General features: G+C 70.0%; 29 protein-coding genes. 25 read left to right on the top strand and 4 right to left on the bottom strand.

What is annotated here, in order from left to right; translation table 11 throughout:
- Positions 1–50: 50 nt before the first annotated feature.
- Positions 51–1,760 carry a glycerol-3-phosphate dehydrogenase/oxidase gene (locus DW296_RS15165; protein WP_060922207.1) on the bottom strand — a complete coding sequence of 570 codons (1,710 nt, stop codon included), beginning with the start codon at positions 1,758–1,760 and terminating at the stop codon, positions 51–53.
- Positions 1,761–1,862: 102 nt separating this feature from the next.
- Between DW296_RS15165 and DW296_RS15160 the strand changes: the two genes are divergently transcribed.
- The gene (locus tag DW296_RS15160; protein ID WP_136052861.1) at positions 1,863–2,834 is read left to right on the top strand and encodes a sugar-binding transcriptional regulator; all 972 of its coding nucleotides are present in this window, start codon (positions 1,863–1,865) and stop codon (positions 2,832–2,834) included.
- A 12-nt stretch (positions 2,835–2,846) separates the two neighbouring features.
- Here the strand turns inward: DW296_RS15160 and DW296_RS15155 are convergent, their stop codons facing one another.
- Positions 2,847–3,998 (bottom strand): glutamate--cysteine ligase, encoded by a 1,152-nt coding sequence (locus DW296_RS15155; protein ID WP_136052860.1) that lies wholly within the window; start codon positions 3,996–3,998, stop codon positions 2,847–2,849.
- A gap of 208 nt (positions 3,999–4,206) precedes the next feature.
- Here DW296_RS15155 and rpsP point away from each other — a divergent pair, with 208 nt between their 5' ends.
- The 6 genes from rpsP to DW296_RS15125 are packed head-to-tail and all read left to right on the top strand — an operon-like array spanning position 4,207 to position 7,466.
- Positions 4,207–4,644 carry a 30S ribosomal protein S16 gene (gene rpsP / locus DW296_RS15150; RefSeq protein WP_025103340.1) on the top strand — a complete coding sequence of 146 codons (438 nt, stop codon included), beginning with the start codon at positions 4,207–4,209 and terminating at the stop codon, positions 4,642–4,644.
- 6 nt (positions 4,645–4,650) lie between these two features.
- A complete protein-coding gene (locus tag DW296_RS15145) occupies positions 4,651–4,881 on the top strand; it encodes an RNA-binding protein (protein WP_025103341.1) in 231 nt (76 codons plus the stop codon).
- Positions 4,865–5,482 carry a ribosome maturation factor RimM gene (gene rimM, locus DW296_RS15140; protein ID WP_136052859.1) on the top strand — a complete coding sequence of 206 codons (618 nt, stop codon included), beginning with the start codon at positions 4,865–4,867 and terminating at the stop codon, positions 5,480–5,482. The genes DW296_RS15145 and rimM overlap by 17 nt, the downstream gene beginning before the upstream one ends.
- A gap of 19 nt (positions 5,483–5,501) precedes the next feature.
- The gene (trmD, locus tag DW296_RS15135; RefSeq protein WP_136052858.1) at positions 5,502–6,206 is read left to right on the top strand and encodes a tRNA (guanosine(37)-N1)-methyltransferase TrmD; all 705 of its coding nucleotides are present in this window, start codon (positions 5,502–5,504) and stop codon (positions 6,204–6,206) included.
- A gap of 46 nt (positions 6,207–6,252) precedes the next feature.
- Positions 6,253–6,987: a class I SAM-dependent methyltransferase gene (locus DW296_RS15130; protein ID WP_136052857.1), complete on the top strand. Its 735-nt coding sequence runs from the start codon at positions 6,253–6,255 to the stop codon at positions 6,985–6,987.
- Positions 6,984–7,466 carry a pyrimidine dimer DNA glycosylase/endonuclease V gene (locus DW296_RS15125; protein WP_136052856.1) on the top strand — a complete coding sequence of 161 codons (483 nt, stop codon included), beginning with the start codon at positions 6,984–6,986 and terminating at the stop codon, positions 7,464–7,466. Before DW296_RS15130 ends, DW296_RS15125 begins: the two co-directional genes overlap by 4 nt.
- Here the strand turns inward: DW296_RS15125 and map are convergent.
- A complete protein-coding gene (gene map, locus DW296_RS15120) occupies positions 7,429–8,211 on the bottom strand; it encodes a type I methionyl aminopeptidase (RefSeq protein WP_136052855.1) in 783 nt (260 codons plus the stop codon). The two genes, DW296_RS15125 and map, sit on opposite strands and share 38 nt — an antisense overlap.
- A 109-nt stretch (positions 8,212–8,320) precedes the next feature.
- Here map and DW296_RS15115 point away from each other — a divergent pair, with 109 nt between their 5' ends.
- The 9 genes from DW296_RS15115 (at position 8,321) to DW296_RS15075 (ending at position 15,359) form a co-directional block, all read left to right on the top strand.
- On the top strand, positions 8,321–8,809 hold the full coding sequence (locus tag DW296_RS15115) for an MFS transporter permease (RefSeq protein WP_136052854.1): 489 nt from the start codon (positions 8,321–8,323) through the stop codon (positions 8,807–8,809).
- A 169-nt stretch (positions 8,810–8,978) separates the two neighbouring features.
- On the top strand, positions 8,979–9,329 hold the full coding sequence (gene rplS / locus DW296_RS15110; RefSeq protein ID WP_025103348.1) for a 50S ribosomal protein L19: 351 nt from the start codon (positions 8,979–8,981) through the stop codon (positions 9,327–9,329).
- A gap of 119 nt (positions 9,330–9,448) precedes the next feature.
- On the top strand, positions 9,449–10,174 hold the full coding sequence (lepB, locus tag DW296_RS15105) for a signal peptidase I (protein WP_071328532.1): 726 nt from the start codon (positions 9,449–9,451) through the stop codon (positions 10,172–10,174).
- Positions 10,171–10,830: a ribonuclease HII gene (locus tag DW296_RS15100; RefSeq protein WP_136052853.1), complete on the top strand. Its 660-nt coding sequence runs from the start codon at positions 10,171–10,173 to the stop codon at positions 10,828–10,830. The genes lepB and DW296_RS15100 overlap by 4 nt, the downstream gene beginning before the upstream one ends.
- 56 nt (positions 10,831–10,886) lie before the next feature.
- Complete coding sequence (locus tag DW296_RS15095) at positions 10,887–11,213, top strand: DUF2469 family protein (protein WP_017204525.1); 327 nt, start codon at positions 10,887–10,889, stop codon at positions 11,211–11,213.
- A gap of 111 nt (positions 11,214–11,324) precedes the next feature.
- Positions 11,325–11,687, top strand: a complete 363-nt coding sequence (locus tag DW296_RS15090; protein WP_136052852.1) for a YraN family protein — start codon at positions 11,325–11,327, stop codon at positions 11,685–11,687.
- Positions 11,684–13,213, top strand: coding sequence for a YifB family Mg chelatase-like AAA ATPase (locus DW296_RS15085; protein ID WP_136052851.1), 1,530 nt, complete (start codon positions 11,684–11,686; stop codon positions 13,211–13,213). The genes DW296_RS15090 and DW296_RS15085 overlap by 4 nt, the downstream gene beginning before the upstream one ends.
- Positions 13,214–13,260: 47 nt before the next feature.
- On the top strand, positions 13,261–14,400 hold the full coding sequence (gene dprA, locus DW296_RS15080; protein WP_240743103.1) for a DNA-processing protein DprA: 1,140 nt from the start codon (positions 13,261–13,263) through the stop codon (positions 14,398–14,400).
- Between the two features lie 56 nt (positions 14,401–14,456).
- The gene (locus DW296_RS15075) at positions 14,457–15,359 is read left to right on the top strand and encodes a tyrosine-type recombinase/integrase (protein WP_136052849.1); all 903 of its coding nucleotides are present in this window, start codon (positions 14,457–14,459) and stop codon (positions 15,357–15,359) included.
- A gap of 21 nt (positions 15,360–15,380) precedes the next feature.
- On the opposite strand, the gene DW296_RS15070 is transcribed toward DW296_RS15075, so the two are convergent.
- Positions 15,381–15,926 (bottom strand): murein hydrolase activator EnvC family protein, encoded by a 546-nt coding sequence (locus DW296_RS15070; RefSeq protein ID WP_240743102.1) that lies wholly within the window; start codon positions 15,924–15,926, stop codon positions 15,381–15,383.
- Between the two features lie 368 nt (positions 15,927–16,294).
- Here DW296_RS15070 and rpsB point away from each other — a divergent pair, with 368 nt between their 5' ends.
- From rpsB to DW296_RS15025, 9 genes are all read left to right on the top strand, one after another.
- Positions 16,295–17,236, top strand: coding sequence for a 30S ribosomal protein S2 (rpsB, locus tag DW296_RS15065; RefSeq protein ID WP_025103356.1), 942 nt, complete (start codon positions 16,295–16,297; stop codon positions 17,234–17,236).
- Between the two features lie 41 nt (positions 17,237–17,277).
- Entirely contained in the window at positions 17,278–18,105 is an 828-nt protein-coding gene (gene tsf / locus DW296_RS15060; protein WP_105949779.1) for a translation elongation factor Ts, read from the top strand.
- 90 nt (positions 18,106–18,195) lie between these two features.
- Positions 18,196–18,912: a UMP kinase gene (gene pyrH / locus DW296_RS15055; RefSeq protein WP_060922802.1), complete on the top strand. Its 717-nt coding sequence runs from the start codon at positions 18,196–18,198 to the stop codon at positions 18,910–18,912.
- A 67-nt stretch (positions 18,913–18,979) separates the two neighbouring features.
- Positions 18,980–19,534, top strand: a complete 555-nt coding sequence (frr, locus tag DW296_RS15050; protein WP_136052847.1) for a ribosome recycling factor — start codon at positions 18,980–18,982, stop codon at positions 19,532–19,534.
- Positions 19,535–19,539: 5 nt separating this feature from the next.
- Positions 19,540–20,685: a phosphatidate cytidylyltransferase gene (locus DW296_RS15045; RefSeq protein WP_205808021.1), complete on the top strand. Its 1,146-nt coding sequence runs from the start codon at positions 19,540–19,542 to the stop codon at positions 20,683–20,685.
- 20 nt (positions 20,686–20,705) lie between these two features.
- Positions 20,706–21,287: a DivIVA domain-containing protein gene (locus DW296_RS15040; RefSeq protein ID WP_136052882.1), complete on the top strand. Its 582-nt coding sequence runs from the start codon at positions 20,706–20,708 to the stop codon at positions 21,285–21,287.
- Positions 21,288–21,354: 67 nt separating this feature from the next.
- Positions 21,355–22,041, top strand: coding sequence for an aggregation-promoting factor C-terminal-like domain-containing protein (locus DW296_RS15035; RefSeq protein ID WP_240743101.1), 687 nt, complete (start codon positions 21,355–21,357; stop codon positions 22,039–22,041).
- Positions 22,042–22,050: 9 nt separating this feature from the next.
- Positions 22,051–22,338, top strand: coding sequence for a hypothetical protein (locus DW296_RS16680; protein ID WP_082750107.1), 288 nt, complete (start codon positions 22,051–22,053; stop codon positions 22,336–22,338).
- Between the two features lie 2 nt (positions 22,339–22,340).
- Positions 22,341–23,057 carry an alpha/beta hydrolase gene (locus tag DW296_RS15025; protein ID WP_136052880.1) on the top strand — a complete coding sequence of 239 codons (717 nt, stop codon included), beginning with the start codon at positions 22,341–22,343 and terminating at the stop codon, positions 23,055–23,057.
- The last annotated feature ends 17 nt before the right edge of the window (positions 23,058–23,074 follow it).

Genomic DNA, 23,074 nt, shown 5'->3' with positions numbered 1-23,074 from the left:
GACCCCTTATGGGGTAGCACCGCGAGGAGGGCGCGGTGGTCGGGGCCCCGTCAGCCGCGGGCGCGGGACGGGATGTGGAGTCCGTGTCGCTCGTTGAGCAGCACCCGCGTCTGCTCCACCTCGGCGTCGTGACGCTCGCGGTCCCAGCCGAGGAGCGGAGCCAGGGCGTCGGCGATCTCGTCGAGCACCTCCGCTCGGGCGCCGCCGGTGAAGGCGATGCTCGTGCGGCGGAGGATGACGTCCTCCAGACGGGTGACCATCTCCTCGTTCACCATCCACTCCAGCTCGCGGGTGGACAGGTCGCCGCCGGCGAGGGGCGCGTCGTCACCCTGCTCGACGTACGCCCACACGGCCGCCGCCCGGGTGCCGTAGCGCGCGAGGAGCTGGTCGGCCCGGGTGCCCGCGCCGGCGAGGTTCTCCTGGATCCAGATCCGCTTGGCCTTCTCGGTACGCGGGAACTCGCGTCCGCCGCCGATCGCTCGACCCGCGGTCGAGACGGTGCGCGTGCGCCCGAGGAGTCCGAGGACGGTGTCGGAGAGCGATTCGCCCAGGGCTCGGAACGTGGTCCACTTGCCGCCCACGAGGCTCACCAGCGGAACGGCGCCCTGGCGGTCGACCTCGACGCGGTAGTCGCGGGAGACGAAGCCGGGAGCGGTGTCCTCGTGGCGGGGGAGCGGACGGATGCCGGAGAAGTTGTAGACGATCTGCTCGCGGGTCACCGAGATCGACGGGAACACGTGGTGGATGAGGTCGAAGAAGTAGTCGATCTCCTCCTCCGTGCACACCGGCACCTCGCGCGGGTCGGCGTCGATGTCCGTCGTGCCCACGAGGACGCGCCCCTTGAGCGGGTAGATCAGCACGATGCGACCGTCGGAGTGCTCGAAGAAGATCTCGCGTCCCCGCGTGGCCTCCAGCAGCTCGGGGTGGTCGAGCACGATGTGCGAGCCCTTGGTGCCGCCCATGAAGTGGGTGTCGGTGCCGAGGGCGTCGTTCGTGAGGTCGGTCCACGGGCCGGAGGCGTTCACGACGACATCCGCGGTCACGGTGAACTCGGTGCCGCTCTCCCGGTCGCGGAGGGTGATCTGCTCGCCGTCGCGGCCGATCGCCTCGACGTAGTTCAGTGCGACGGCACCGGGGTGGCTCGCGCGGCCGTCCTGCAGCACATCGAGCGCGAGGCGCTCGGGGTCGTGCATCGACGCGTCGTAGTACGTCGCGGTGTACTTGATCTTCGGGTCCATCGACGGGAGCTCGGCCAGGGACTTCTTGCGGCCGAGGAAGCGGTGCCGGGGCACGGTGCCACCGTCGCGCGAGAACGTGTCGTAGATGGTGAGGCCGACCTTGATGAGGAAGGCGCCGCGCTCCTTCGGCTTCCCGCTCTTGTGCGTGAGGAAGCGCAGGGGAGCGGAGAGGATGCCCGAGAACGTGGAGTAGATCGGGATCGTGGTCTGCAGCGGCTTGACGTAGTGCGGAGCGATCTTGAGCAGACCGTTGCGCTCCTCCACCGACTCCCGGACGAGACGGAACTCGCCGTTCTCCAGGTAGCGGATGCCGCCGTGGATCATGTGGCTCGACGCCGCGGAGGCGCCCGAGGCGAAGTCGCCGCGTTCGACGAGGACGACGTCGACGCCCTGCAGAGCCAGATCACGGAACGTGGAGATGCCGTTGATGCCGCCGCCGATGACGAGGACACTGGTGCGTCCGGATTCACGGAGCGCGCGGACCGCGTCCCGCTCCGGGGACGTGTGGGTGGAATCGATCATCGTCGACCCTCTCTTCCTTGCTTGCCACCAGCATCGACCTCTGTGACGCCGCGCGCAAGCTGGCTGCACATATGTGCAAGGATCGAGAGAGAGGAGGTCATCATGGCGGAATCCGCAGCGCCGTCGCGCGACGGGAAGCTGATCGCCGCGCTCACAGCTGCCCAGCTCTACTACATGCAGGACAAGACCATGGAGGTCATCGCGCAGGAGCTCGGTACCTCGCGATCGTCCGTGTCACGGCTGCTCAGCTTCGCGCGGGAGAGCGGCCTCGTCGACATCCGGATCAACTCGCCGCTGGAACGCCTCGGGATGCTCGAGCAGCGCATCAGGGATCGCCATCGCGTCGTTGCGCACGTGGTTCCGATGGCCGAGATCGTGAGCGAGGTCGAGCGCCTGGAGAGGGTGGCGCTGACCGCCGGGCGACTGCTGTCCCAGTTCGTGGACTCGAACATGATCGTCGGCGTCGCATGGGGGTCGACGATCAGCGCGGTCAGCCGGGGTCTCACTCAAAAGGAGACGCACAACACCACATTCGTGCAGCTCAACGGCGCCGGGAACACCCAGACCAGCGGTGTGGAGTACTCCAGCGACATCCTGCAGCGCTTCGGCAGCGCGTTCGGGGCGCAGGTGCAGCAGTTCCCCGTCCCGGCGTTCTTCGACGACCCCGCCACCCGGGAGGCGATGTGGCGCGAGCGAAGCACCCGGCGCGTCCTCGACCTGCAGGCGAAGATGGACATCGCCGTGTTCAGTCTCGGCTCGCCGGCGGCGGAGGTGCCCAGCCGCGTCTACGTCGGCGGTTACCTCGGCCGCGAGGACTACCGCAGCCTGCGGGAGGACCACGCGATCGGCGATGTGGCGACGGTGTTCTTCCGCGCCGACGGTTCCTGGCGCGACATCCGGCTCAATGCGCGGGCGACCGGCCCGGGACTCGACCGGCTGCGCCGCGTGCCACGACGAGTGTGCGTCGTCTCCGGTGTGCCGAAGCTCGCGAGCCTGCGGGCGGCGATCGCGGCCGAGCTCATCACCGACGTGGTGCTGGATGAGGGGCTCGCGCGCCGGCTCGTCGAGGAGTGAGCAGCGTACGCGTCACTCGCCTTCGATCGAGGACTGCGGTCCGGTCCGGAACTCGCGGATCAGGTGCTGGACCACGGCCCGGAGGTCGCCGTCCGTGGCGTCGGCGACCGCGAGCTGACGGGCGTAGCTCGCACCGCCGTCGAGAATCGTCCCGATGCTGCCGAACTCCCGGACGCACCCGAGCTCGACCGCGACCGGGGCCAGCTCCTCGATCTTCTCGGCGAGATGCTCGCGCACGGGGCGCTGCGTGCCGATCGTGTCGGTGATGACCCGGGCGTCCAGGCCGTACCGCGCCGCGCGCCACTTGTTCTCGCGGTGGAACCACGCGGGGAGGTCGGGCAGTGCCGCGCCCTCGTCCAGGAGCCGGGAGAAGTGCTCGACGAGGACCTGCACGAGTGCGGCCACCGCGGCCATCTCGGAGAGGGTGGACAGGCCGTCGCACGCCCGGACCTCGATCGTGCCCCAGCGCGGGGCGGGACGGATGTCCCACCGCACCTCCGTGGCGTCGGCCATGACTCCGGTGCGGACCATGTCGTCCAGGTAGCGCTCGAACTCCGACCAGTCGCGCAGCGGCCAGGGAAGGCCCGCTGTGGGCAGCTGCTGGAAGACGAGAGCGCGATTGGAGGCGTACCCCGTGCGCTCCCCGGCCCAGAACGGGCTGGACGCCGACAGCGCCTGCAGGTGGGGGAGATAGGCCGACAGGGCGTTGATGATGGGGAAGACCTTGCGCTGCTCGTCGACGCCCACGTGCACGTGGATGCCCCAGATCATCATGTTGCGCCCCCACCACTGGGTGCGCTCGATGAGGCTGTGGTACCGCGTCTTGTCGGTCACCGACTGGTCGTACCACTGGGCGAACGGGTGACTTCCGGCGGAGAGCAGTTCGATCCCTGCCGGGTCGGTGGCCGACCGCACCGCCGCGATCGCGTTCGCGATGTCGTCGACGGCGTGGGCGACGGAGTCGCCGATCCCACTGGTCACCTCGATGGTGTTGGTGAGGAGCTCGCCGGTGACGGTGTGTCGCTCGTCCTCGCTCTCCGCTTCCAGCGCGGCGAGGAGCTCCGGCGCGCGGCCGACGAGATCACCGGTCTCGGGATCGGCGAGCATGATCTCCCACTCGAGACCGACGGTGGAGCGGGCCGAAGCGGCGAAGTCGAGCTGCACGGGGACAGTCTGACACGGCGTCGGGTCTGCTTCGCAACGCCGTGTCGCCGGGTTTCGCACCCGGCCCACGCATCTGGCAGAATAGAGGGTCGGACGACGTGCTCGACCCTCTATCCAGCACTCGCCCTCCTCATTTGAGCTTCCGCCGGGTGTGCACCCCACGCTCCAGGCGACCGGTTCGTTTCCTTCCACACCATTCAGGAGAATCGTGGCTGTCAAGATTCGTCTCAAGCGCATGGGCAAGATCCGCGCGCCGTACTACCGCATCGTCGTCGCCGACTCGCGCACCAAGCGCGACGGTCGTGTGATCGAGGAGATCGGCAAGTACCACCCCACCGAGGAGCCCTCGTTCATCGAGGTCGACTCCGAGCGTGCGCAGTACTGGCTCTCCGTCGGCGCGCAGCCGACCGAGCAGGTCACCGCGATCCTCAAGATCACGGGCGACTGGGGCACCTTCAAGGGTGACAAGGACGCCAAGTCCACCCTCAAGGTCGCCGGCGAGAAGGCCGCGTTCGAGGCCGACGCCTCGAAGAAGTCGGTCATCAAGCCCAAGGCGGAGAAGAAGGAGGAGGCCCCCGCTGCGGAGGCCCCCGCCGCCGACGCCGACGCGGAGGCCGCCGAGGCTCCCGCCGCCGACGCCGAGTAATCCATCGTGCTCGCCGCCGCGCTCGAACACATCGTCAAGGGGATCGTCGATCACCCCGAAGACGTGCGCATCCACGAATCGTCGTCGCCGCGAGGCGACCTGCTCGAGGTGCGTGTGCACCCCGACGACCGTGGTCGCGTGATCGGGCGCGGCGGCCGCACGGCCAAGGCCCTGCGCACCCTCGTCAGCGCTCTCGCCGACGGGCGTCGTGTCCGCGTCGATGTCGCGGACGACTGACGTGGTGTCGCAGGACCGCACCCAGGGCCGTAACCAGCTGCGCGTCGGGCGCCTGGTCAAGGCTCACGGGCTCAAGGGCGCGCTGAAGCTCGAGCTCTACACCGACAACCCGGAGCGGCGCTTTGTCCCCGGGGCCGCGTTCACGTTGCAGGTGCCCGAGGCATCTCCGTGGCACGGCAAGGAGATCGTCGTCCGCGAGTACCGCGTGATGAACGGGAACCCCGTCGTCTTCTTCGAGGACGTGGACGACCGGAACGCCGCCGAGAGCCTGGTCCGCGCCATCCTCTGGATGGACCAGGACGAGGACGAGACCGAGGACAACGCCTGGTTCGACCACCAGCTCGTCGGTCTGGACGTCGTCCGCGACGAGGTGGTCATCGGCCGCGTGGTCCGGGTCGAGCATCTGCCCGCGCAGGACCTCCTGATCGTCAAGCCCACGTCGGCCGGCAGCACGGACGAGGTGATGGTCCCGTTCGTCGAGGCCATCGTCCCCGCCGTCGAGGTCGCCGCCGGGCGCATCATCGTTACCCCGCCGGCCGGGCTCTTCGAGGAGCTTCCCGAGTCGGAGGACGAGACCACTCCCTCCGACGCCGCCGAGTGAGCGCTGATACGGTTCCCCCGTGCGCATCGACGTCGTCTCCATCTTCCCCTCGTACTTCGACGGACTGACGCTCTCCCTGCTCGGCAAGGCCCGGGGTTCGGGCCTGCTCGACCTCCAGGTGCACGATCTCCGCGACTGGACCCACGACCGGCATCGCACGGTCGACGACACCCCCTACGGCGGGGGAGCGGGCATGGTCATGAAGCCGGAGCCGTGGGGTCTCGCGCTCGATGAGCTCATGGCGGACGCCACCCCCGCACCGACCATCATCTTCCCCTCGCCGGCGGGCGAGGTCTTCACCCAGGCGACTGCGCGGGAGCTCGCGGGGCGCGACCATCTCGTGTTCGGCTGCGGCCGCTACGAGGGCATCGACGAGCGCGTCTTCGACTACGCCGCCGAGCGTGGCGAGGTGCGCTTGCTGAGCCTCGGCGACTACGTCCTCAACGGCGGCGAGGTGGCGACGATGGCGATGATCGAGGCCATCGGCCGTCTGATCCCGGGTGTCGTCGGCAATCCGGAGAGCCTGGTGGAGGAGTCGCACGAGGACGGCCTCCTCGAGTACCCGTCGTACACGAAGCCCTCGGTGTGGCGGGAGCGCGCGGTCCCCGATGTGCTCCTCAGCGGCAACCACGGTGCGATCGCGGCATGGCGTCGCGAGCAGCAGCTCGTCCGCACCCGCCTGCGACGCCCTGACCTGCTTCCGGACGCGCCGACCGACGGCTGACCCGACCGCGGCCATCCGCCGTGACGACTGCTGTTAGCGTCGAGTCATGGTGGATGTGACACGCGCGCGATCGTTCGAGAGTATCGGCGAGGAGTACGACCGCTACCGGCCGGGGTTCCCGGAGCGTGCGGCCGACATCATCGTTCCGGACCGGGTGGCCACGGCGCTCGACCTCGGTGCCGGCACCGGGAAGTTCACGGGCCTGCTCGTCGCGCGCGCGGCGCGGGTGATCGCGGTCGAGCCCTCCGCGCCGATGCTCGCCGTGCTCGCGCGGACGTTGCCGACGGTCGACGCGCGGCCGGGGACCGCGGAGAGTATCCCCGTGCCGGACGGCTCCGTCGATGCCGTCAGCGTCGCGCAGGCGTTCCACTGGTTCGATCGGGACGCAGCTGCGGCCGAGATCGCACGCACGCTCGTCCCTCACGGCACGCTCGGGCTGCTGTGGAATCGTGCCGACCCCGCCTGTGCGTGGGATCTCGCGTGTCATCGGGTGGCGCACCCCGCGGTCGGCGCAGACGACGACACCTCCGCGTCGGCCACGGATCTCCCCGGCTTCGTCCTGGAGGTCCACGAGGAGGTGCGCTGGACGGAGCGGATCACCCGCGAGGACTACCTCCGACGGTGGGGCACGGTGAGCAGCTTCCTCGTGGCGGACGACGGGGAGCGTGCGGCGATGGTGGCAGACCTCGAGGCGGTGCTGGACGGCGCGGACGAGACGCGGGGAAAGGCGGAGTTCGAGCTGCCGCACCTCACCGACGTGTTCCGCTACCGCCGGGCATGAGGATCTGGTCGCTGCACCCCGAGTACCTCGACCGTCAGGGGCTCGTCGCCTGCTGGCGGGAGACGCTCCTCGCCCAGGCGGTGCTCGCCGACGCCACGAAGGGGTATCAGCGGCATCCGCAGCTCGAGCGCTTCCGAGCGGTGGCCGATCCGGTGGCCGCGGTGGGCGCGTACCTGGCGGGCGTCGCCGACGAGGCGGACGCCCGCGGCTATCGTTTCGACCGCACGCGGATCCGGCGGGTTGAGTCGGAGATACCGCCGATCCCGGTCACCACGGGTCAGCTCGCGCGGGAGTGGGAGCATCTGCGGGCGAAGCTCGCCGAGCGCAGTCCGGAGGTGCTCACCCGACACGGGGCTGTGGAGCTCCCGAGGGCGCACCCGCTGTTCGTCGTCGTGCCGGGGCCGGTCGCGCCCTGGGAGCGCGCCGACCCCGCGGCCGGAGTCAGTCGACGCCGAGGAACGAGCGATCCGTCAGGATGATCGGTCCGTCCTCGGTGATGGCGATGGTGTGCTCGGAGTGCGCGCCGCGGGAGCCGTCCGCGCTCCGCAGCGTCCACCCGTCGGGGTCGGTGATCAGCTCGTCCGTCGTCGCGAGGAACCAGGGCTCCAGGGCGAGCACGAGGCCGGCTCGGAGCGGGAAACCGCGTCCTGCGCGGCCGTCGTTCGCCACATGAGGGTCGCCGTGCATCGTGCGGCCCACGCCGTGACCACCGAAGTCGGTGTTGATGGAGTACCCCTCGCCGTGGGCGACGTCCGCGATCGCGGCGGAGATGTCGCCGATGCGCTTGCCGACCACCGAGGTCTCGATCGCGGCGGCCAGCGCGCGTTCCGTGGTGTCGATGAGGCGCAGGTCCTCCTCCTTCGACGTGCCGACCACGAAGGAGACCGCGGAGTCGGCGACCCAGCCGTCGACCGAGACAGCGAAGTCGAGGGTGACGAGGTCGCCGTCCCGGAGCGCGTAGTCGTGCGGGAGGCCGTGCAGCACGGCGTCGTTCACCGAGGTGCAGATGACCTTGCCGAAGGGGCTCGCCCCGAAGGAGGGGTGGTAGTCGATGTAGCAGGACTCGGCGCCGGCCTTGCGGATCATGTCGTGGGCCCGGCGGTCGATCGCCAGGAGGTTGGTGCCGACCTTCGTCTCGTCGCGCAGGGTCGCCAGCGTCTCGGCGACGAACCGGCCTGCCGCGCGCATCTCATCGATCTCGGCAGGGGTGCGCAGTTCGATCATCAGTGTCCTCTCGTCGTCCTCCATTCTCCCTGATCGCACAGGTGCCCGGCGCCTGCCGCTCTCAGCGAACACCCGTGACGCACAGGCGCGGTCGCCGTAGCATCGGAGCATGTGGATCCGACAGGCCTTCTTCCGCTGGCTACTGCCGTCGGCGTTCCTCCTGCCGTTGTGGCTCCTCATCGGCTGGGCCGTCTTCCAGGGCGGCTGGTCGATCCTCTGGGTGCTTCTCATCGCGATGCCCTCGGTCTTCGTGGGACAGCTCCTGCTCACGCTGCTGACCCGCTCCCGCCCGTCCGTCCGCGCCGAGCGCGCCGTGTCGTGGTGGGACGTCGCCGGGTTCGGTCTCTGGCATGCGCTCACGATCGCGGTCGGCTTCTTCATCGACGGGGCCTTCGGCTGGCTCCTCGCGGCCGCCATCATCGTCGGCATCGCTCTGGTCTGGCTGCAGCTGTGGCAGCTCTGGAACGAGGCGCGGGGGAGCGGGACGCGGATCCGCGAGACCATCTCCTGGTCGACGATGACGCCGCCGCGCACCGAGAGCCCGCAGACGAGCGTGCACGAGGTGATCGTGGTGCGGGAGACCGACGACCGGCTCTGACCTGTCGTTTTGGTCGGGCCTGTCATCCGTGGCAGAATGGTTGTTTGTGCCGTGACCGGCTCTGCCCCAGGGGAGCCCGCGGACGCGTCAGCGCCGTTCGGCACACTCCCATTCTTGTTCCTTCCTAATCCGTGCATCCGACCTGAGGCGAGTGCAGAGAGAGACGATCATGCAGATCCTCGACGCCGTCGACGCGGCTTCGCTCCGTTCCGACATCCCCGAGTTCTTCCCCGGTGACACCGTCAAGGTGCACGTCAACATCACCGAGGGCAACCGCTCCCGTATCCAGGTCTTCCAGGGCGTCGTCATCGGCCGCCAGGGTGACAGCGTCCGCGAGACCTTCACCGTCCGGAAGATCAGCTTCCAGGTGGGTGTCGAGCGTACCTTCCCCGTGCACTCCCCGGTGATCGACCACATCGAGGTCGTCACCCGCGGTGACGTGCGTCGCGCCAAGCTCTACTACCTGCGCGAGCTCCGCGGCAAGAAGGCGAAGATCAAGGAGAAGCGCGTCAACAACTGACGCGAAGCTTCTTCACAGCACCCCGGGACACGATGTCCCGGGGTGCTTTCGTTCTGTCCCCGGTGTGCGAACCTTGTTACTGCCGTGCGCTCGCGGTGCACTCTTCGAGAAGGAACCAGATGACTGACTCTCCGTCCGCACGCCCGACACGACGGCGGCGCGGGTTCCTGGTCTTCCTCCGCGACGTGCTGGTCATCGTCGTCATCGCCGCGCTGGTGTCCTTCGTCATCAAGACGTTCGTCGTGCGCTCGTTCTACATCCCCTCGGCCTCCATGGAGCGGACGCTGCTGATCGACGACCGTATCCTCGTCGATGAGCTGACGCCGCGCTGGACCGGCTACGAGCGCGGCGACATCGTCGTCTTCAAGGACCCGGGCGGCTGGCTCGACCCGATGCCGCAGACCCCGGCACAGCCTCCGCTGGTCCAGGCCGTCGACTGGGTGCTGACTTTCGTGGGCATCTCGGCCACCGATACGCAGGACCATCTCGTCAAGCGGGTGATCGGGGTCGAAGGCGATCACGTGGTGTGCTGCAACGCGTTGGGGCAGATCACCATCAACGGCGCCCCGATCGACGAGCTGAGCTACCTGAACCTTCCCGAAGGGGACACTGCGGCCTCCAACGAGCCGTTCGACGTCGTCGTGCCGGAGGACTCCGTGTGGCTCCTCGGGGACAACCGGGACCGCTCCCGCGACGCCCGCGCGCACCAGGAGCTGCCCAGCGGCGGTTTCGTCCCCGTCTCCAACATCGTGGGCAAGGCGTTCCTGACGACGTGGCCGCTCGACCGATTCGGACCGATCGACGGCCATCACGAGATCTTCAACGGGGTCCCGGATCCCGAATGACCGTCATCACGCCCCGACTGACCCTGGAGCGGAAGCTCCTGGGGGAGTGCGACCTGATCATCGCCCTCGATGAGGTCGGTCGCGGCGCGCTGGCGGGACCGGTGGCCGTCGGAGCAGCCGTGATGGACGCCAAAGGCGCCCGCCGTCGGGTTCCGGAGGGCCTGCGCGACTCGAAGCTGGTCCCCGAGCGCCGACGCCCCGACGTCGCTGCCCGGGCGGCCTCCTGGGTGCAGGCCTCGGCCGTCGGCTGGGCGACCGCGGCGGAGGTCGACGAGGTCGGGATCATGCGGGCCTTGGGGCTCGCCGCCTCCCGGGCCGTGGAGGCGGTCGTCGCACAGGGCGCGACGGTCGAGAACGCCCTGGTGCTCCTTGACGGGAACCACGACTACGTCTCGCGTGTGCATCCGGTGCCGCTGCGGGTGCGCCCCGTCATCAAGGCGGACCGCGACTGCGCCTCGGTGTCCGCGGCCTCGGTGATCGCGAAGGTCGCCAGGGACGGGTACATGGCTGAGCTGCACGAGGACCATCGCGACTATCAGTGGGACCGCAACAAGGGGTACGCGAGTCCCGAGCACCGGGAGGCGATCCGCTCGTTCGGCCTCTCGCCGTTCCACCGGTCCTCGTGGGCGATCGCCGACGCACCGACGCTCTTCTGAGCGGTCGCGGCCGGGATGCCGCGCCCAGCGTCCGGCGACCATAGGATGGACTCATCATGGATGAGGAAGCCTTCGACGACTACGACCGTGAGCTCGAGCTCGCGCTGTTCCGCGAGTACCGCGATGTCGTCTCTCAGTTCCAATACGTCGTGGAGACCGAGCGTCGCTTCTACCTGGCCAACGAGGTCAACGTCGTGCGGCGGGACACCGAGCACGACTTCTACTTCGAGATCTCCATGAGCGACGTGTGGGTGTGGGACATCTACCGGGCCGACCGCTTCGTCAAGGCCGTCCGGGTGCTCACGTTCAAGGACGTGAACGTCGAGGAGCTGCAGCGCCGCGAGTTCGAACTGCCGCAGGAGCTCTCCCTCGACGGAGAGTGACGCGGCGCGCTGTTCCTGCACAGCGGCGACATTTCTCGTCGTTTCCACAGGCTCCGGACTGTTCGCCCGGAAGCACGGCGGTGACGGGGTGCTGACGTCCATCCTGTCGGGATGGCAGCGAAAGACGACCTCGGACGAGCCGGGGAGCAGCAGGCAGCGGACTATCTGACGAAGCGCGGGTATCGGATCGTCGACCGCAACTGGCGGTGTCCCCAGGGGGAGCTGGACATCGTCGCGATCATCGGCCCCCATGTCTCGGTGGTCGAGGTAAAGACGCGGCGGTCAGAGGCGTTCGGGCACCCGTTCGAGGCGATCGACGACCGTAAGCGGCGCCGGCTGTGGCGACTCGCCTACGCCTGGCGCGCGGCACACCCCGAGTTGGCGCGCGGACGGGCCCTCCGGGTGGAAGCGGTCGGCATCATCGGCGCGTCCTCGGCGACGGCCTCGATCGAGCACCTCGAGGACATCGCATGAGCACGGCTCGAACCTGGTCCGTGGCGCTCACCGGGGCTGAGGGGCATGTCGTCGAGGTCGAGGCCGACCTCTCCGCGCAGACGCCGGAGTTCCGGATCATCGGCCTCCCGGACAAGTCCCTCGGCGAGGCCGTGCAGCGCGTGCACAACGCCTGCGAGAACTCCGGCCTCCCGCTGCCGCGGCGACGGCTGACCGTCAACCTCTCGCCCGCGAGTCTGCCGAAGCACGGAGCCGCTTTCGACCTGGCGATCGCGGTGGCCTGCCTCGCCGCTGGCGACGTGATCGCCCGTCGCGCTGTCCGGCAGACCGTGCATCTGGGAGAACTCGGGCTGGACGGGAGGCTGCGTCCCGTGCCGGGCGTGCTGCCGGCCGTCTTCGCCGCCGTTCGTGCCGGCTTCGACCGCGTGATCGTGCCGCACGGCAATGCGGCCGAGGCGGTTCTCGTCGCCGGCGTGGAGGTGCGCGCCGCCGCGTCCCTCGCGGAGGTCGCCGCCTGGCACGGCGCGGAGGTCGAGGTGCCCGATGTCGAGCCGGTTCCGGGGCCGCAGCCGCCGGAGGAGAAGGCGGACGAGCGCGACCTGAGCGACGTCCTCGGGCAGGAGGAAGCCGTCGAGGCGCTCATCGTCGCGGCCGCCGGCGGCCACAACATGCTCCTGAGCGGTCCGCCGGGAGCAGGGAAGACCATGCTCGCGGGGCGCCTGCCGGGCATCATGCCGCCGCTGACCGAGCAGGAGGCGATCGAGGTGGCCTCGGTCCGCTCGCTCTGCGGCGAGGCCGTGACCGGGCTCGACCACCAGCCTCCGCTGGTTGCTCCGCACCACAGCGCCTCGGTGGCGGCGATGGTGGGAGGCGGGTCGCGGAGGGCGCGCCCCGGCGCGGTCGCCCGCGCGCATCGGGGCGTGCTCTTCCTCGACGAGGCGGCGGAGTTCCCGCGGGTGGCGCTCGACGCCCTCCGTCAGCCGCTCGAGACGGGGTTCGTCGATGTGCATCGCTCGGGTTTTGTGGTGCGATTCCCGGCGCGTTTCCAGCTGCTCCTGGCGATGAACCCGTGTCCCTGCGGCAACCGGGGCGTCCGTGATGGCGACTGCATCTGCCCGCCTCAGGCGCTACGACGCTATGCCACGCGGCTCTCCGGACCGTTGCGCGATCGACTCGACATCGATCTTCCGGTCACCCGCGTCGCGGCTTCGCGTTCGCTGACGGGGGAGCGGTCCGGTGTGACGACCGCCGAGGCCCGGGATCGCGTCGGCGCGGCCCGCGCACAAGCCGAGCGGCGCTGGCGCGGTACACCGTGGCGTCGGAACGCGGAGATCCCCGGCACTGTGCTCCGGCATGGCGGCTCCCGTCTCCCGTCGGACGTGCGGGCGGGGCTCGATCGGGCCTTGGAACGCGGGGCGTTGACACTCCGTGGTTACGACCGCGTCCTCCGGGTGGCGTGGACCATGGCCGATCTGGCCGGACGCGACCGCCCCGGCACGGACGAGGTCGGTCGCGCGCTGCTTCTGCGGACGGGGGTGGCGCGATGATCGACGGGCTCCTCTCTCGAAAGGACGCTCTCGACGCGGCGCGAGGCGTGCGCGGAACAGAGGAGGTGACGGAGGCGCTGGCGCGCGTCGCCTGGTCGGTCATCGCCGACCCCGGGGACGCCGTCGCCGCGACTCTCGTGCGCGAGTTCGGCCCGGCCGACGGGCTGCGGTTCGCGCTGGACGGGGCGGGACGGTCATGGCCGGTGGTCCGCGCGGTGGGAGCCCGGCGGGCCCTCGACGACGCGCGCGCTCGGTGGCGGCAGCGCGCCGATCCGGGGGCGGTGATCCGCGCCATCTGTGGCGCGCGGAAGGCGGGTGCGGAGCTGCTGCTTCCCGGAGACCCCGACTGGCCGCTGTCCGTCGACGATCTCGATGCGGAGGCGCCGATGGTGCTGTGGGTGCGCGGGCGCAGCGACCTCCTGACGAGCGCCGCGCGCGTCGCGATCGTGGGAGCCAGGGCGGCCACCGCCTACGGGGAACGTGTCGCCGCCGACATCGCCGGAGACCTCGCTGTCGGGGAGACGGCGGTCGTGTCCGGCGGCGCGTACGGCATCGACGGCGCAGCACACCGCGCCGCGTTGACCGTCGGCGGGGGGACGATCGCGGTCCTCGCCGGGGGAGTCGATCGTCCGTACCCCGCCGGTCACCGGAATCTTCTGTCCCGGATCGCGGTCGACGGGGTCGTCGTCAGCGAGGTGCCGTGCGGGACGGCTCCGACGCGGTGGCGCTTCCTCGCGCGCAACCGGCTGATCGCGGCGCTGGGGCAGGCAACCGTCGTCGTCGAAGCGGGCTGGCGCAGCGGCTCCCTCAACACGGCGGGGCATGCGGCAACGCTCGGCAGGCCGCTCGGCGCGGTGCCCGGTCCCGTGACGTCTGCCTCGTCGGCCGGCTGTCACCGGCTGCTGCGCGAGTACAACGCGGTGTGCGTCACCTCCGCGGCCGAGGTGGCGGAGATGCTCCCGGCGGGCGCCCAGTCGCCGCGGGGACGCGATGCGACGGACGAGGCGCGGGTCGTGCTCCTCCGTGCGCTCAGCACCCGAACCGCTCGCACGGAGTCGGAGCTCGCACAGCGCGCCGATCTCACCGTCGAGCGGACCCGCGCCGTGCTCGGTCTCCTCGATCTCGACGGGCTCGCCCGGCGCGACGGCGACGGCTGGCGTGGCGTGGGCGCGGCACGCACGTCGTAGGCAGGCTCCCGGCGGGGCGCGTCGCTCTGAAGGCGGGGGAGCGGCAGGCTGGAGATATGGACTTCGCGGTCGCTGTCGAGGCGTTCGCCGACCACCTCGAGAAGGTGCGTCGGCTCTCTCCGGCGACCGTGAAAGCGTACCGCTCCGATCTGCGAGACCTCGGGGCGAGCGTGGGGGGTGGCCCGGTGGGCCGGATCGACCTGGAGATGCTGCGCGAATGGCTGTGGCAGGCGACCCAGCGGGGCGATGCCCGTGCGACGCTGGCCCGACGCGCGGCCACGGCGCGAGCGTTCTTCGGGTGGGCGCGCGAGCAGGACATCGTCCCCGTCGACCCCAGCCTGCGGCTCGTGGCGCCGAAGCGCGCGAAGACGCTGCCGACGGTGGCATCGAAGGACGCGATGTCGGAGCTGTTGGAACGACATCGGCAGGCGGCGGCCTCGGGCGATCCCACGGCCCTCCGCGACCACGCGGTGCTGGAACTCCTCTACGGTGCCGCGGTCCGTGTCTCCGAGCTCTGCGGCCTCGACATCGACGACCTGGATCTCGATCGGGGGACGGCCCTCGTGCGGGGCAAAGGCGACAAGGAGCGCGTCGTCCCGTTCGGCGCTCCGGCGCGGGACGCGCTCACCGCCTACCTGCGTCGCGCTCGACCTGCTCTCCTCGCACGGTCCGGCGCCGCGTCGCCCGCCGTCTTCCTCGGCAGTCGCGGTGGGCGCGTCGGTCCGCGGACGGTCTATGAGGTGGTCGCCGGTGCGCTCGCACCCGTCGTCGGCGCGGAGACCGTCGGGCCACATGCCCTCCGCCACACGGCGGCGACCCATCTGCTGGACGGTGGTGCGGATCTCCGTGCGGTTCAGGAGATCCTCGGGCACGCGAGCCTGGGGACCACGCAGATCTACACGCACGTATCGGCGGAGCGGCTGACGGCGACGTATCGCCTGGCGCACCCTCGGGCCTGAGCGCGGAGCCCGCCCGTCGGATCATCCGTCGCAGCAGGGCAGGAGGCGCGCCCGCAGGAGGCCGCCGAACAGCACCATCGGGTTGATGTACTCGCCGTCGCGTCTTACCCCGATGTGCAGCGCGTCCGGGGGAGTGTGACCGCCCGTGGCGACACGGCCGATGTCCTGGCCTCGGCGGACCGGGTCTCCCGCGCGCAGGGGCGACTCCACGGGCTCGAATGTACTCACGAGACCGTCGGTGTGACGGATCGTGAGCAGAGGGCGATCGACGACGACGCCCTGGAACGCGACCACCCCATCCGCCGGGGCGAGGACAGCCTCGCCCGCGCTCGCGACCATATCCATGCCGCGATGCCCGGGGCCGTAGGCGTGCGCCGGCGCGCGGTAGGCGGCGCTCACGCGGCGCGGCCCGTCGACGGGCCACTGCCACCGAACGTCGGAGACGAACTCCTCGGGCACGAGCGCGAGGGCGTGCGCCGCCGACGCCGCTCGCGCGACGGCAGACGGCGCGAACGGAGCGCCGCTGCACAGCAGGACCACTGCGGCGAGCACGGCGGTGATCGCCACCCGAAAGGCGGGAGCGGAGTGCCGACGAGAGCGAGGCCGAGAAGGAGGGGACGGAGGCGTCATCACGCGAGTGTGCGCCAGGGCGGCGGCGGGGGTGCAGTATCTGCCCGCCGCGCCGCAGTGCCAGGGGAGAAGGTCGAGGATCACTCCGCTGTGGAGGACGAGCTGGCGCCGCATGATCCTGTATGCTGGACGAGCACCTCGATCTCGGGGTGACTACGCGTGCCCAGAGCGACTCCGTCGTGGCATCCACTCCCGCAGGTCCCGTTTCCGAACGGGTGGGCGTGAGCCGGGCACCAGGATGTCCGACCGTCCGGTCGGCACGACAACCTCAACGGCGCGTCCCGCGCCAGAATCAGGAGACGACCATGGCTGTGGTCACCATCCGCCAGCTGCTCGACAGCGGCGTGCACTTCGGACACCAGACCCGTCGGTGGAACCCGAAGGTGAAGCGCTTCATCCTCACGGAGCGCAGCGGCATCCACATCATCGACCTCCAGCAGTCGCTCGGCTACATCGACAAGGCCTACGACTTCGTCAAGGAGACCGTCGCCCACGGCGGCACCATCCTCTTCGTCGGCACGAAGAAGCAGGCGCAGGAGATCCTCGCGGAGCAGGCCACGCGCGTCGGCCAGCCCTACGTGAACCAGCGCTGGCTCGGCGGCCTCCTCACCAACTTCTCCACCATCGCGAAGCGTCTCGCCCGCATGAAGGAGCTCGAGGAGCTCGACTACGAGAACCCCTCCGCCTCCGGCTTCACGAAGAAGGAGCTGCTGCTCAAGAAGCGCGAGCTGGACAAGCTCCACAAGTCGCTCGGTGGTATCCGCAACCTCACCAAGACGCCGTCCGCCCTCTGGGTCGTCGACGCCAAGCGTGAGCACCTCGCGATCGACGAGGCCAAGAAGCTCGGCATCCCGGTGATCGGCATCCTCGACACCAACGCCGACCCGGACGACTTCCAGTACCCGATCCCCGGCAACGACGACGCCATCCGTTCGGTGTCGCTGCTGACGCGTATCATCGCCGACGCCGCCGCCGAGGGCCTGCAGCAGAAGCACAACCCGGAGTCGGGCGACGCGGAGCCGCTGGCCGAGTGGGAGAAGGAGCTTCTCGAGGCTCCCGTGCAGGAGTCCGCTGACGCTGCCGAGGTCGTGACCGCGGACGACGAGGCCGCTGTCGTCGAGACCCCGGCCGCCGACGCCACCGCCGCCGACGAGGCCGGTGCCCAGGCGCACGACGAGGCGATCGCCGCCGCTTCCGGTGAGGAGACCGCCGAGGTCGCCGCCGCCGAGGCCGCAGACGCCAAGTAATCCCTCGTACACCCACACAACGAAGCAAGGAGCCACCACACATGGCCAACTTCACCATCGCCGACCTCAAGGCGCTGCGTGAGCAGCTCGGCACGGGAATGGTCGACACCAAGAAGGCGCTCGAGGAGGCAGACGGCGACGTCGAGAAGGCCACCGAGATCCTGCGCCTGAAGGGTGCGAAGGGCAACGCCAAGCGCGCCGACCGTTCGACCAGCGAGGGCCTCGTCGTCGCTCGTGAGCAGGACGGCGCCGTGACGCTCGTCGAGCTCGCCTGCGAGACCGACTTCGTCGCGAAGAACGAGCGCTTCATCGCGCTGGCCGACAAGGTCGCCGACGCCGTCGCCGCCGTGAAGGCCGACTCGGTCGAGGCCGCCCTCGCCGCTTCGGCGGGCGACAAGACCGTCGAGCAGCTCATCTCGGAAGAGGCCGCCATCATCGGCGAGAAGGTCGAGCTCCGTCGCGTGCGCACCGTCTCCGGTGACAGCGTCGAGGTCTACCTCCACCGCACGAGCAAGGACCTGCCGCCGCAGATCGGTGTCGTCGTCGCCTACACGGGTGACGACGCCGAGACCGCGCGCAGCATCGCCCAGCACATCTCGTTCGCGAACCCGTCGTACCTGTCCCGCGAGGACGTGCCGGCGGATGCGGTCGAGAAGGAGCGCGAGATCGTCACCGAGATCTCCCGTAACGAGGGCAAGCCCGAGGCCGCTCTGCCGAAGATCGTCGAAGGCCGCGTCTCCGCGTTCATCAAGCAGGTCGCCCTGCTGGAGCAGGACTACGCCAAGGACAACAAGCTCTCTGTCGCCCAGGTGGCGAAGGACGCCGGTATCACCGTGACGGACTTCGCGCGCTTCAAGGTCGGCGCGTAGCACTGTCGAAGGGGTTCGGATCGCTCGATCCGAACCCCTTCTTCATGCCCACCAGGCACTATCTTGAATCGGGACGAGAGGACATCCCCCATGACTGAACGCACCGGACGCCGTCGCGTCCTCCTCAAGCTCTCCGGAGAGGCGTTCGGCGCCGGTCAGCTCGGCGTCAACCCCGACGTGGTCAGCCAGATGGCGCGGGAGATCGCCGCCGCGGTCGACCGGGTCGAGGTGGCGGTCGTCGTCGGCGGCGGCAACTTCTTCCGCGGGGCGGAGCTCAGCCAGCGGGGTATGGACCGCGGGCGCGCCGACTACATGGGCATGCTCGGCACCGTGATGAACGCCCTGGCCCTGCAGGACTTCCTCGAGCAGGCGGGTGCCGCGACGCGTGTGCAGTCCGCGATCTCGATGACCCAGGTCGCCGAGCCCTACATCCCGCGTCGGGCGGAGCGGCACATGGAGAAGGGCCGCGTCGTCATCTTCGGCGCCGGCGCCGGCCTGCCGTACTTCTCCACCGACACGGTCGCCGCGCAGCGCGCTCTGGAGATCGGGGCGCAGGAGGTGCTCGTCGCCAAGAACGGTGTCGACGCGATCTACACCGCCGACCCGAACAAGCACGCCGACGCGGAGCGCATCGACCGGGTGACCTATCGCGATGCGCTGCAACAGGGGCTCAAGGTCGTCGACTCGACGGCGTTCAGCCTGTGCATGGACAACAACATGGACATGCGCGTCTTCGGCATGGAGCCGGCGGGCAACGTCACCCGGGCACTCCTGGGCGAGCCCATCGGCACGCTCGTCACCGCCTGAGCGCCTGCACGGGACGGGAGCCCGCTCCCGATAGAATTTCCAGAACACCCCGACGATAGGAGCCACCGTGATCGCGGACGTCCTCGCTGAAACCACCACCCGCATGTCCCGGGCCGTCGAGGCTGCCAAGGAGGACTTCTCCACGGTGCGCACCGGTCGTGCGAACCCGCAGCTCTTCCAGAAGGTGCTGGTCGACTACTACGGCACGCCGACCCCGCTCGCGCAGCTCGCCTCGCTCGCGAACCAGGAAGCGCGCACGCTCATCGTCACGCCGTACGACAAATCCGCGCTCAAGGCGATCGAGCAGGCCATCCGCGACATGCCGAACCTCGGGGCGAACCCCACGAACGACGGCAACCTCGTGCGGGTCACGATGCCCGAGCTCACCGCCGAGCGGCGCAAGGAGTACGTCAAGCTCGTGAAGTCGAAGGCCGAGGACGCGAAGGTCCACGTCCGCGGCATCCGCCGGAAGGCGAAGGACGAGCTGGACGGCCTGAAGAGCGAGCTCGGCGAGGACGAGATCGCCCGCGGCGAGAAGGAGCTGGACGCGCTGACCCGTCAGCACGTCGATCTCATCGACGACGCGCTCAAGCGCAAAGAGGCCGAACTCCTCGAGGTGTAGCTCGTATGTCCGATGAATCGCGCGGCGCTGAGGAGGGCACTCCGGTGACGCGCCGGGAGGAGCGGCCGAAGGCCGGTCCCGACGGCGGCGTGCCGCTCGGCGACGCCGCCTTCCCGGCGTTCGACGCGGATCGGGTGCCGCCGCGGCCACCGCTCCCCGGGCAGCCGGGTGCGGCCCCTGTCACCGCAGACCGCCTCGATACCGCCGACCACAACGCGATCCGCGAGCAGTGGCGTCAGGCGCGCGATGAGTTCGGCACGCATGTCTCTCATGCGCGCGATCAGCTCGACCAGGCGAACGAGCGCATCAAGCAACGCACCGGTCGCGATCTGATCCTCGCGATCGTCATCGGACTCGCATTCGGCGCGGCCCTGCTCGGTTCGCTGCTGTTCATCAAGGCGCTGTTCGTGCCGTTCGCGTTGGCTGCGGCCCTCCTCGGCGTGTACGAGCTCTCCCGCGCCCTGCGAGCGGCCGGGCGTCGTGTCGACGTCGTCCCGCAGCTGATCGCCGCGACGTTCCTGGTCCTGTCCGCCTACTTCGCCGAGCCGTGGCTGAGCTGGGTCATGCTGTTCGTCTCCGTGGCCTTCGTCATCGTCTGGCGCCTGCTCGCCCAGATGGTCGCGAAGGACGGCCGCACCTACGGAGATGTGCTCACCGACGCCGTGATCGGCGGGTTCGTGCAGGTGTATGTGCCGTTCCTCGCCGGCGTGGCCCTCATCCTGCTCGAGCAGGAGGGTGGGCAGTGGTGGGTGCTCAGCTTCATCGCGATCGCGGTCGCCGCGGACACCGGCGCGTATGCGGCTGGACTCGCCTTCGGACGGCACCCGATGGCTCCGCGGATCAGTCCGAAGAAGACCTGGGAGGGCTTCGGCGGCGCCGTGGTCGCGTCGCTCGTGGCGGGCGTGCTGCTCGCGATCTTCCTGCTCGACCTGCCCTGGTGGGGCGGCGTGATCTTCGGGGCCGCGATCCTGCTGTCCGCGACGCTCGGGGACCTCGGCGAGTCGATGTTGAAGCGCGACCTCGGGATCAAGGACATGAGCTCGTGGCTTCCGGGGCACGGAGGACTCCTCGACCGGCTGGACAGCATCCTGCCGTCGACGATCCCCGCCCTCTGCCTGTACTTCCTCCTCTCTCCCTGGTTGGTGCTGTGATGAACGACAGTGGTGCTGTGATGGACGACGACCGCCGCGAGGCCACCGTGCAGAGCACGGCCAAGCCGGCGTTCGCGCTCACAACCGGACGCACGAAGGGGTATCACCGCGCCGCGGTGGACGGGTTCCTCGCGTCGGCGCGACAGGCGTTCGAGAGCGGTGCGGACGACCTCACGGCCGAGGATGTGCGCACCGTCTCCTTCCCGCTCGTCAAGGAGGGCTACGTGGTGGCGGACGTCGACGCGGCCCTCGGACGCGTCGAGGATGCCTTCGCCGCGCGCGAGCGGGAGCGCGCCGTGCGCTCCCTCGGAGCCGGCGCTTGGGTGGAGCAGGCGAGGGCCGACGCGCAGGTGATCCTGGACCACCTGGCGCGTCCGCGTCGCCACCGGTTCGCCCGCACCGGATTCCTCACCTTCGGCTACCGCGTCGACGAGGTCGATCACGTCACCTCCCGTATCGTCCGCTACCTGCGGGACGGCGACGCGTTGTCGGCCGAGCAACTGCGGTCCGCGGCGTTCCGCATGCAGCGCGGCGGCTACCGCGAAGAGCAGGTCGACGCGCTCCTGGACGCCACCATCGACGTGATACTGGCGGTCCGCTGAGCACGTCTGATGGCCTCTTCAGGCAGGTATGCGTAAACTGTCCTCCATCGTGAACTCCCGAAACGACATGATGCCCGAACGAAACGACGCCCTGCTGGTACCCGCAGCGACGTCCGTGTCGGCCTCCCGCGGTACCCGCCGCTGGTCTCGCCGCCGCGGTGTCGTCGGGGTCTTCAGCTCTCTCGCGGTCGTCGGATTCGCCGCCGCGATGGTCGCGCCCACCGGTGTCGCCCTGGCGCAGCCCATGGCCACGGAGGCACCGGACTCCGTGTATGCGGTGGCACTGGCGGACACGCAGAACCTCACGGTCACGGTGGAAGGGGCGGCGATCACCCCCGTCGAGCGCGGGTCGTTCGACATCTACGTCAAGCCCAAGCCGAAGCCCAAGCCGGCCCCGGCGACCACGTCCTCGTCGTCGTCCGACGACTCGCAGGGCGGATCCTCCGGTGGCGGTGGGCTCCCGCCGTACAGCGGTGGCGGCGCTCCCGCGGAGTGGATGGCAGCGGCCGGGATCGCGCAGGGCGACTGGCAGTACGTCGACTACATCGTCTCGCGGGAGAGCGGTTGGAACCCCAACGCGACCAACTCGTCCTCCGGCGCCTGCGGCCTCGTCCAGGCGCTGCCCTGCAGCAAGGTGCCGGGCAACGGCTACAACCCGGTGGATAACCTCCGTTGGGCCACCGGATACGCCACCGGTCGCTACGGCAGCTGGGCAGGCGCGTACAACTTCTGGGTCACCAACCACTGGTGGTGAGGCGGCACCATGCCCCGCTCACGCCGACGTCCTTCCGCGCGCCCTGAGGGCGATGACTCGTTCGAGCGTCTCCTCGCCGGCTGGAAGCGCACCGAGGTCCGCCGAGGCGTGGAGTGGACGGTGCAGCCCGTCTCCGCGCTCCAGGCGCAGAAGGCGTATGTCTGCCCGGGTTGCGGACGGTCCGTCGAACCCGGGACCGCCCACCTCGTCGCCTGGCGCGCGGACGGTGTTCTCGGCGACGCCGCGGCTCTCGCCGACCGCAGACACTGGCACAACCACTGTTGGAGGATCGCATGACCATGGAGATCCGGGGACCGCTGGAGCTTCCGGCGCGTCGTGAGGAGATCGAGCTGCACACCGCGGACGGCCTGACGCTCGTCGGCGAGCTCGCGATGCCGGAGGCCGCCGCCCCGGTCGCGACCCTGGTCACGCTGCACCCGCTGCCGACCGCCGGCGGCTTCATGGACTCGCACATCATCCGGAAGGCGTCCGCGCGGCTGCCCGCCCTGGCTGATCTCGCGGTGCTGCGGTTCAACACCCGTGGCACCACATCGCCGCGCGGCACCAGCGAGGGAACGTTCGACGGCGGCGCTGCGGAGCAGTTCGATGTCGCGGCCGCCATGGACTTCGTCCGGGACCGCGCGTTGCCGCGCCCGTGGCTCGTCGGGTGGTCGTTCGGGACGGAACTCGCCCTCAAGTACGGTGCCGACCACGACATCGAGGGCATCATCCTCCTCTCGCCGCCGTTGCATCGCGCGACGGCGGAGGAGGTCGCCGCCTGGGGGAAGACCGGCCACCGCGTGGTCATCCTGGTGCCCGAGTTCGACGACTACCTGCGCCCGGCGGAAGCACGGGAGCGCTTCGCGACGATCCCGCAGGCGCAGCTGATCGCCGTCGAAGGAGGCAAGCACCTGTGGGTGGGGGAGACGCAGACGCGCCGGGTGCTCACAGAGATCGTCGCCGCGGTCAATCCGTCGGCTCTGCCGCTGCCGACCCACTGGTCGACCGAGGACTGACGCCGCGGGCGACCCTG

Source organism: Microbacterium sp. K36, assembly GCF_004794355.1.
GTDB classification, from domain to species: domain Bacteria; phylum Actinomycetota; class Actinomycetes; order Actinomycetales; family Microbacteriaceae; genus Microbacterium; species Microbacterium paraoxydans_D.
The sequence above is the reverse complement of the archived record's forward strand: the minus strand, read 5'-3'. Positions and strand labels throughout refer to the sequence as shown.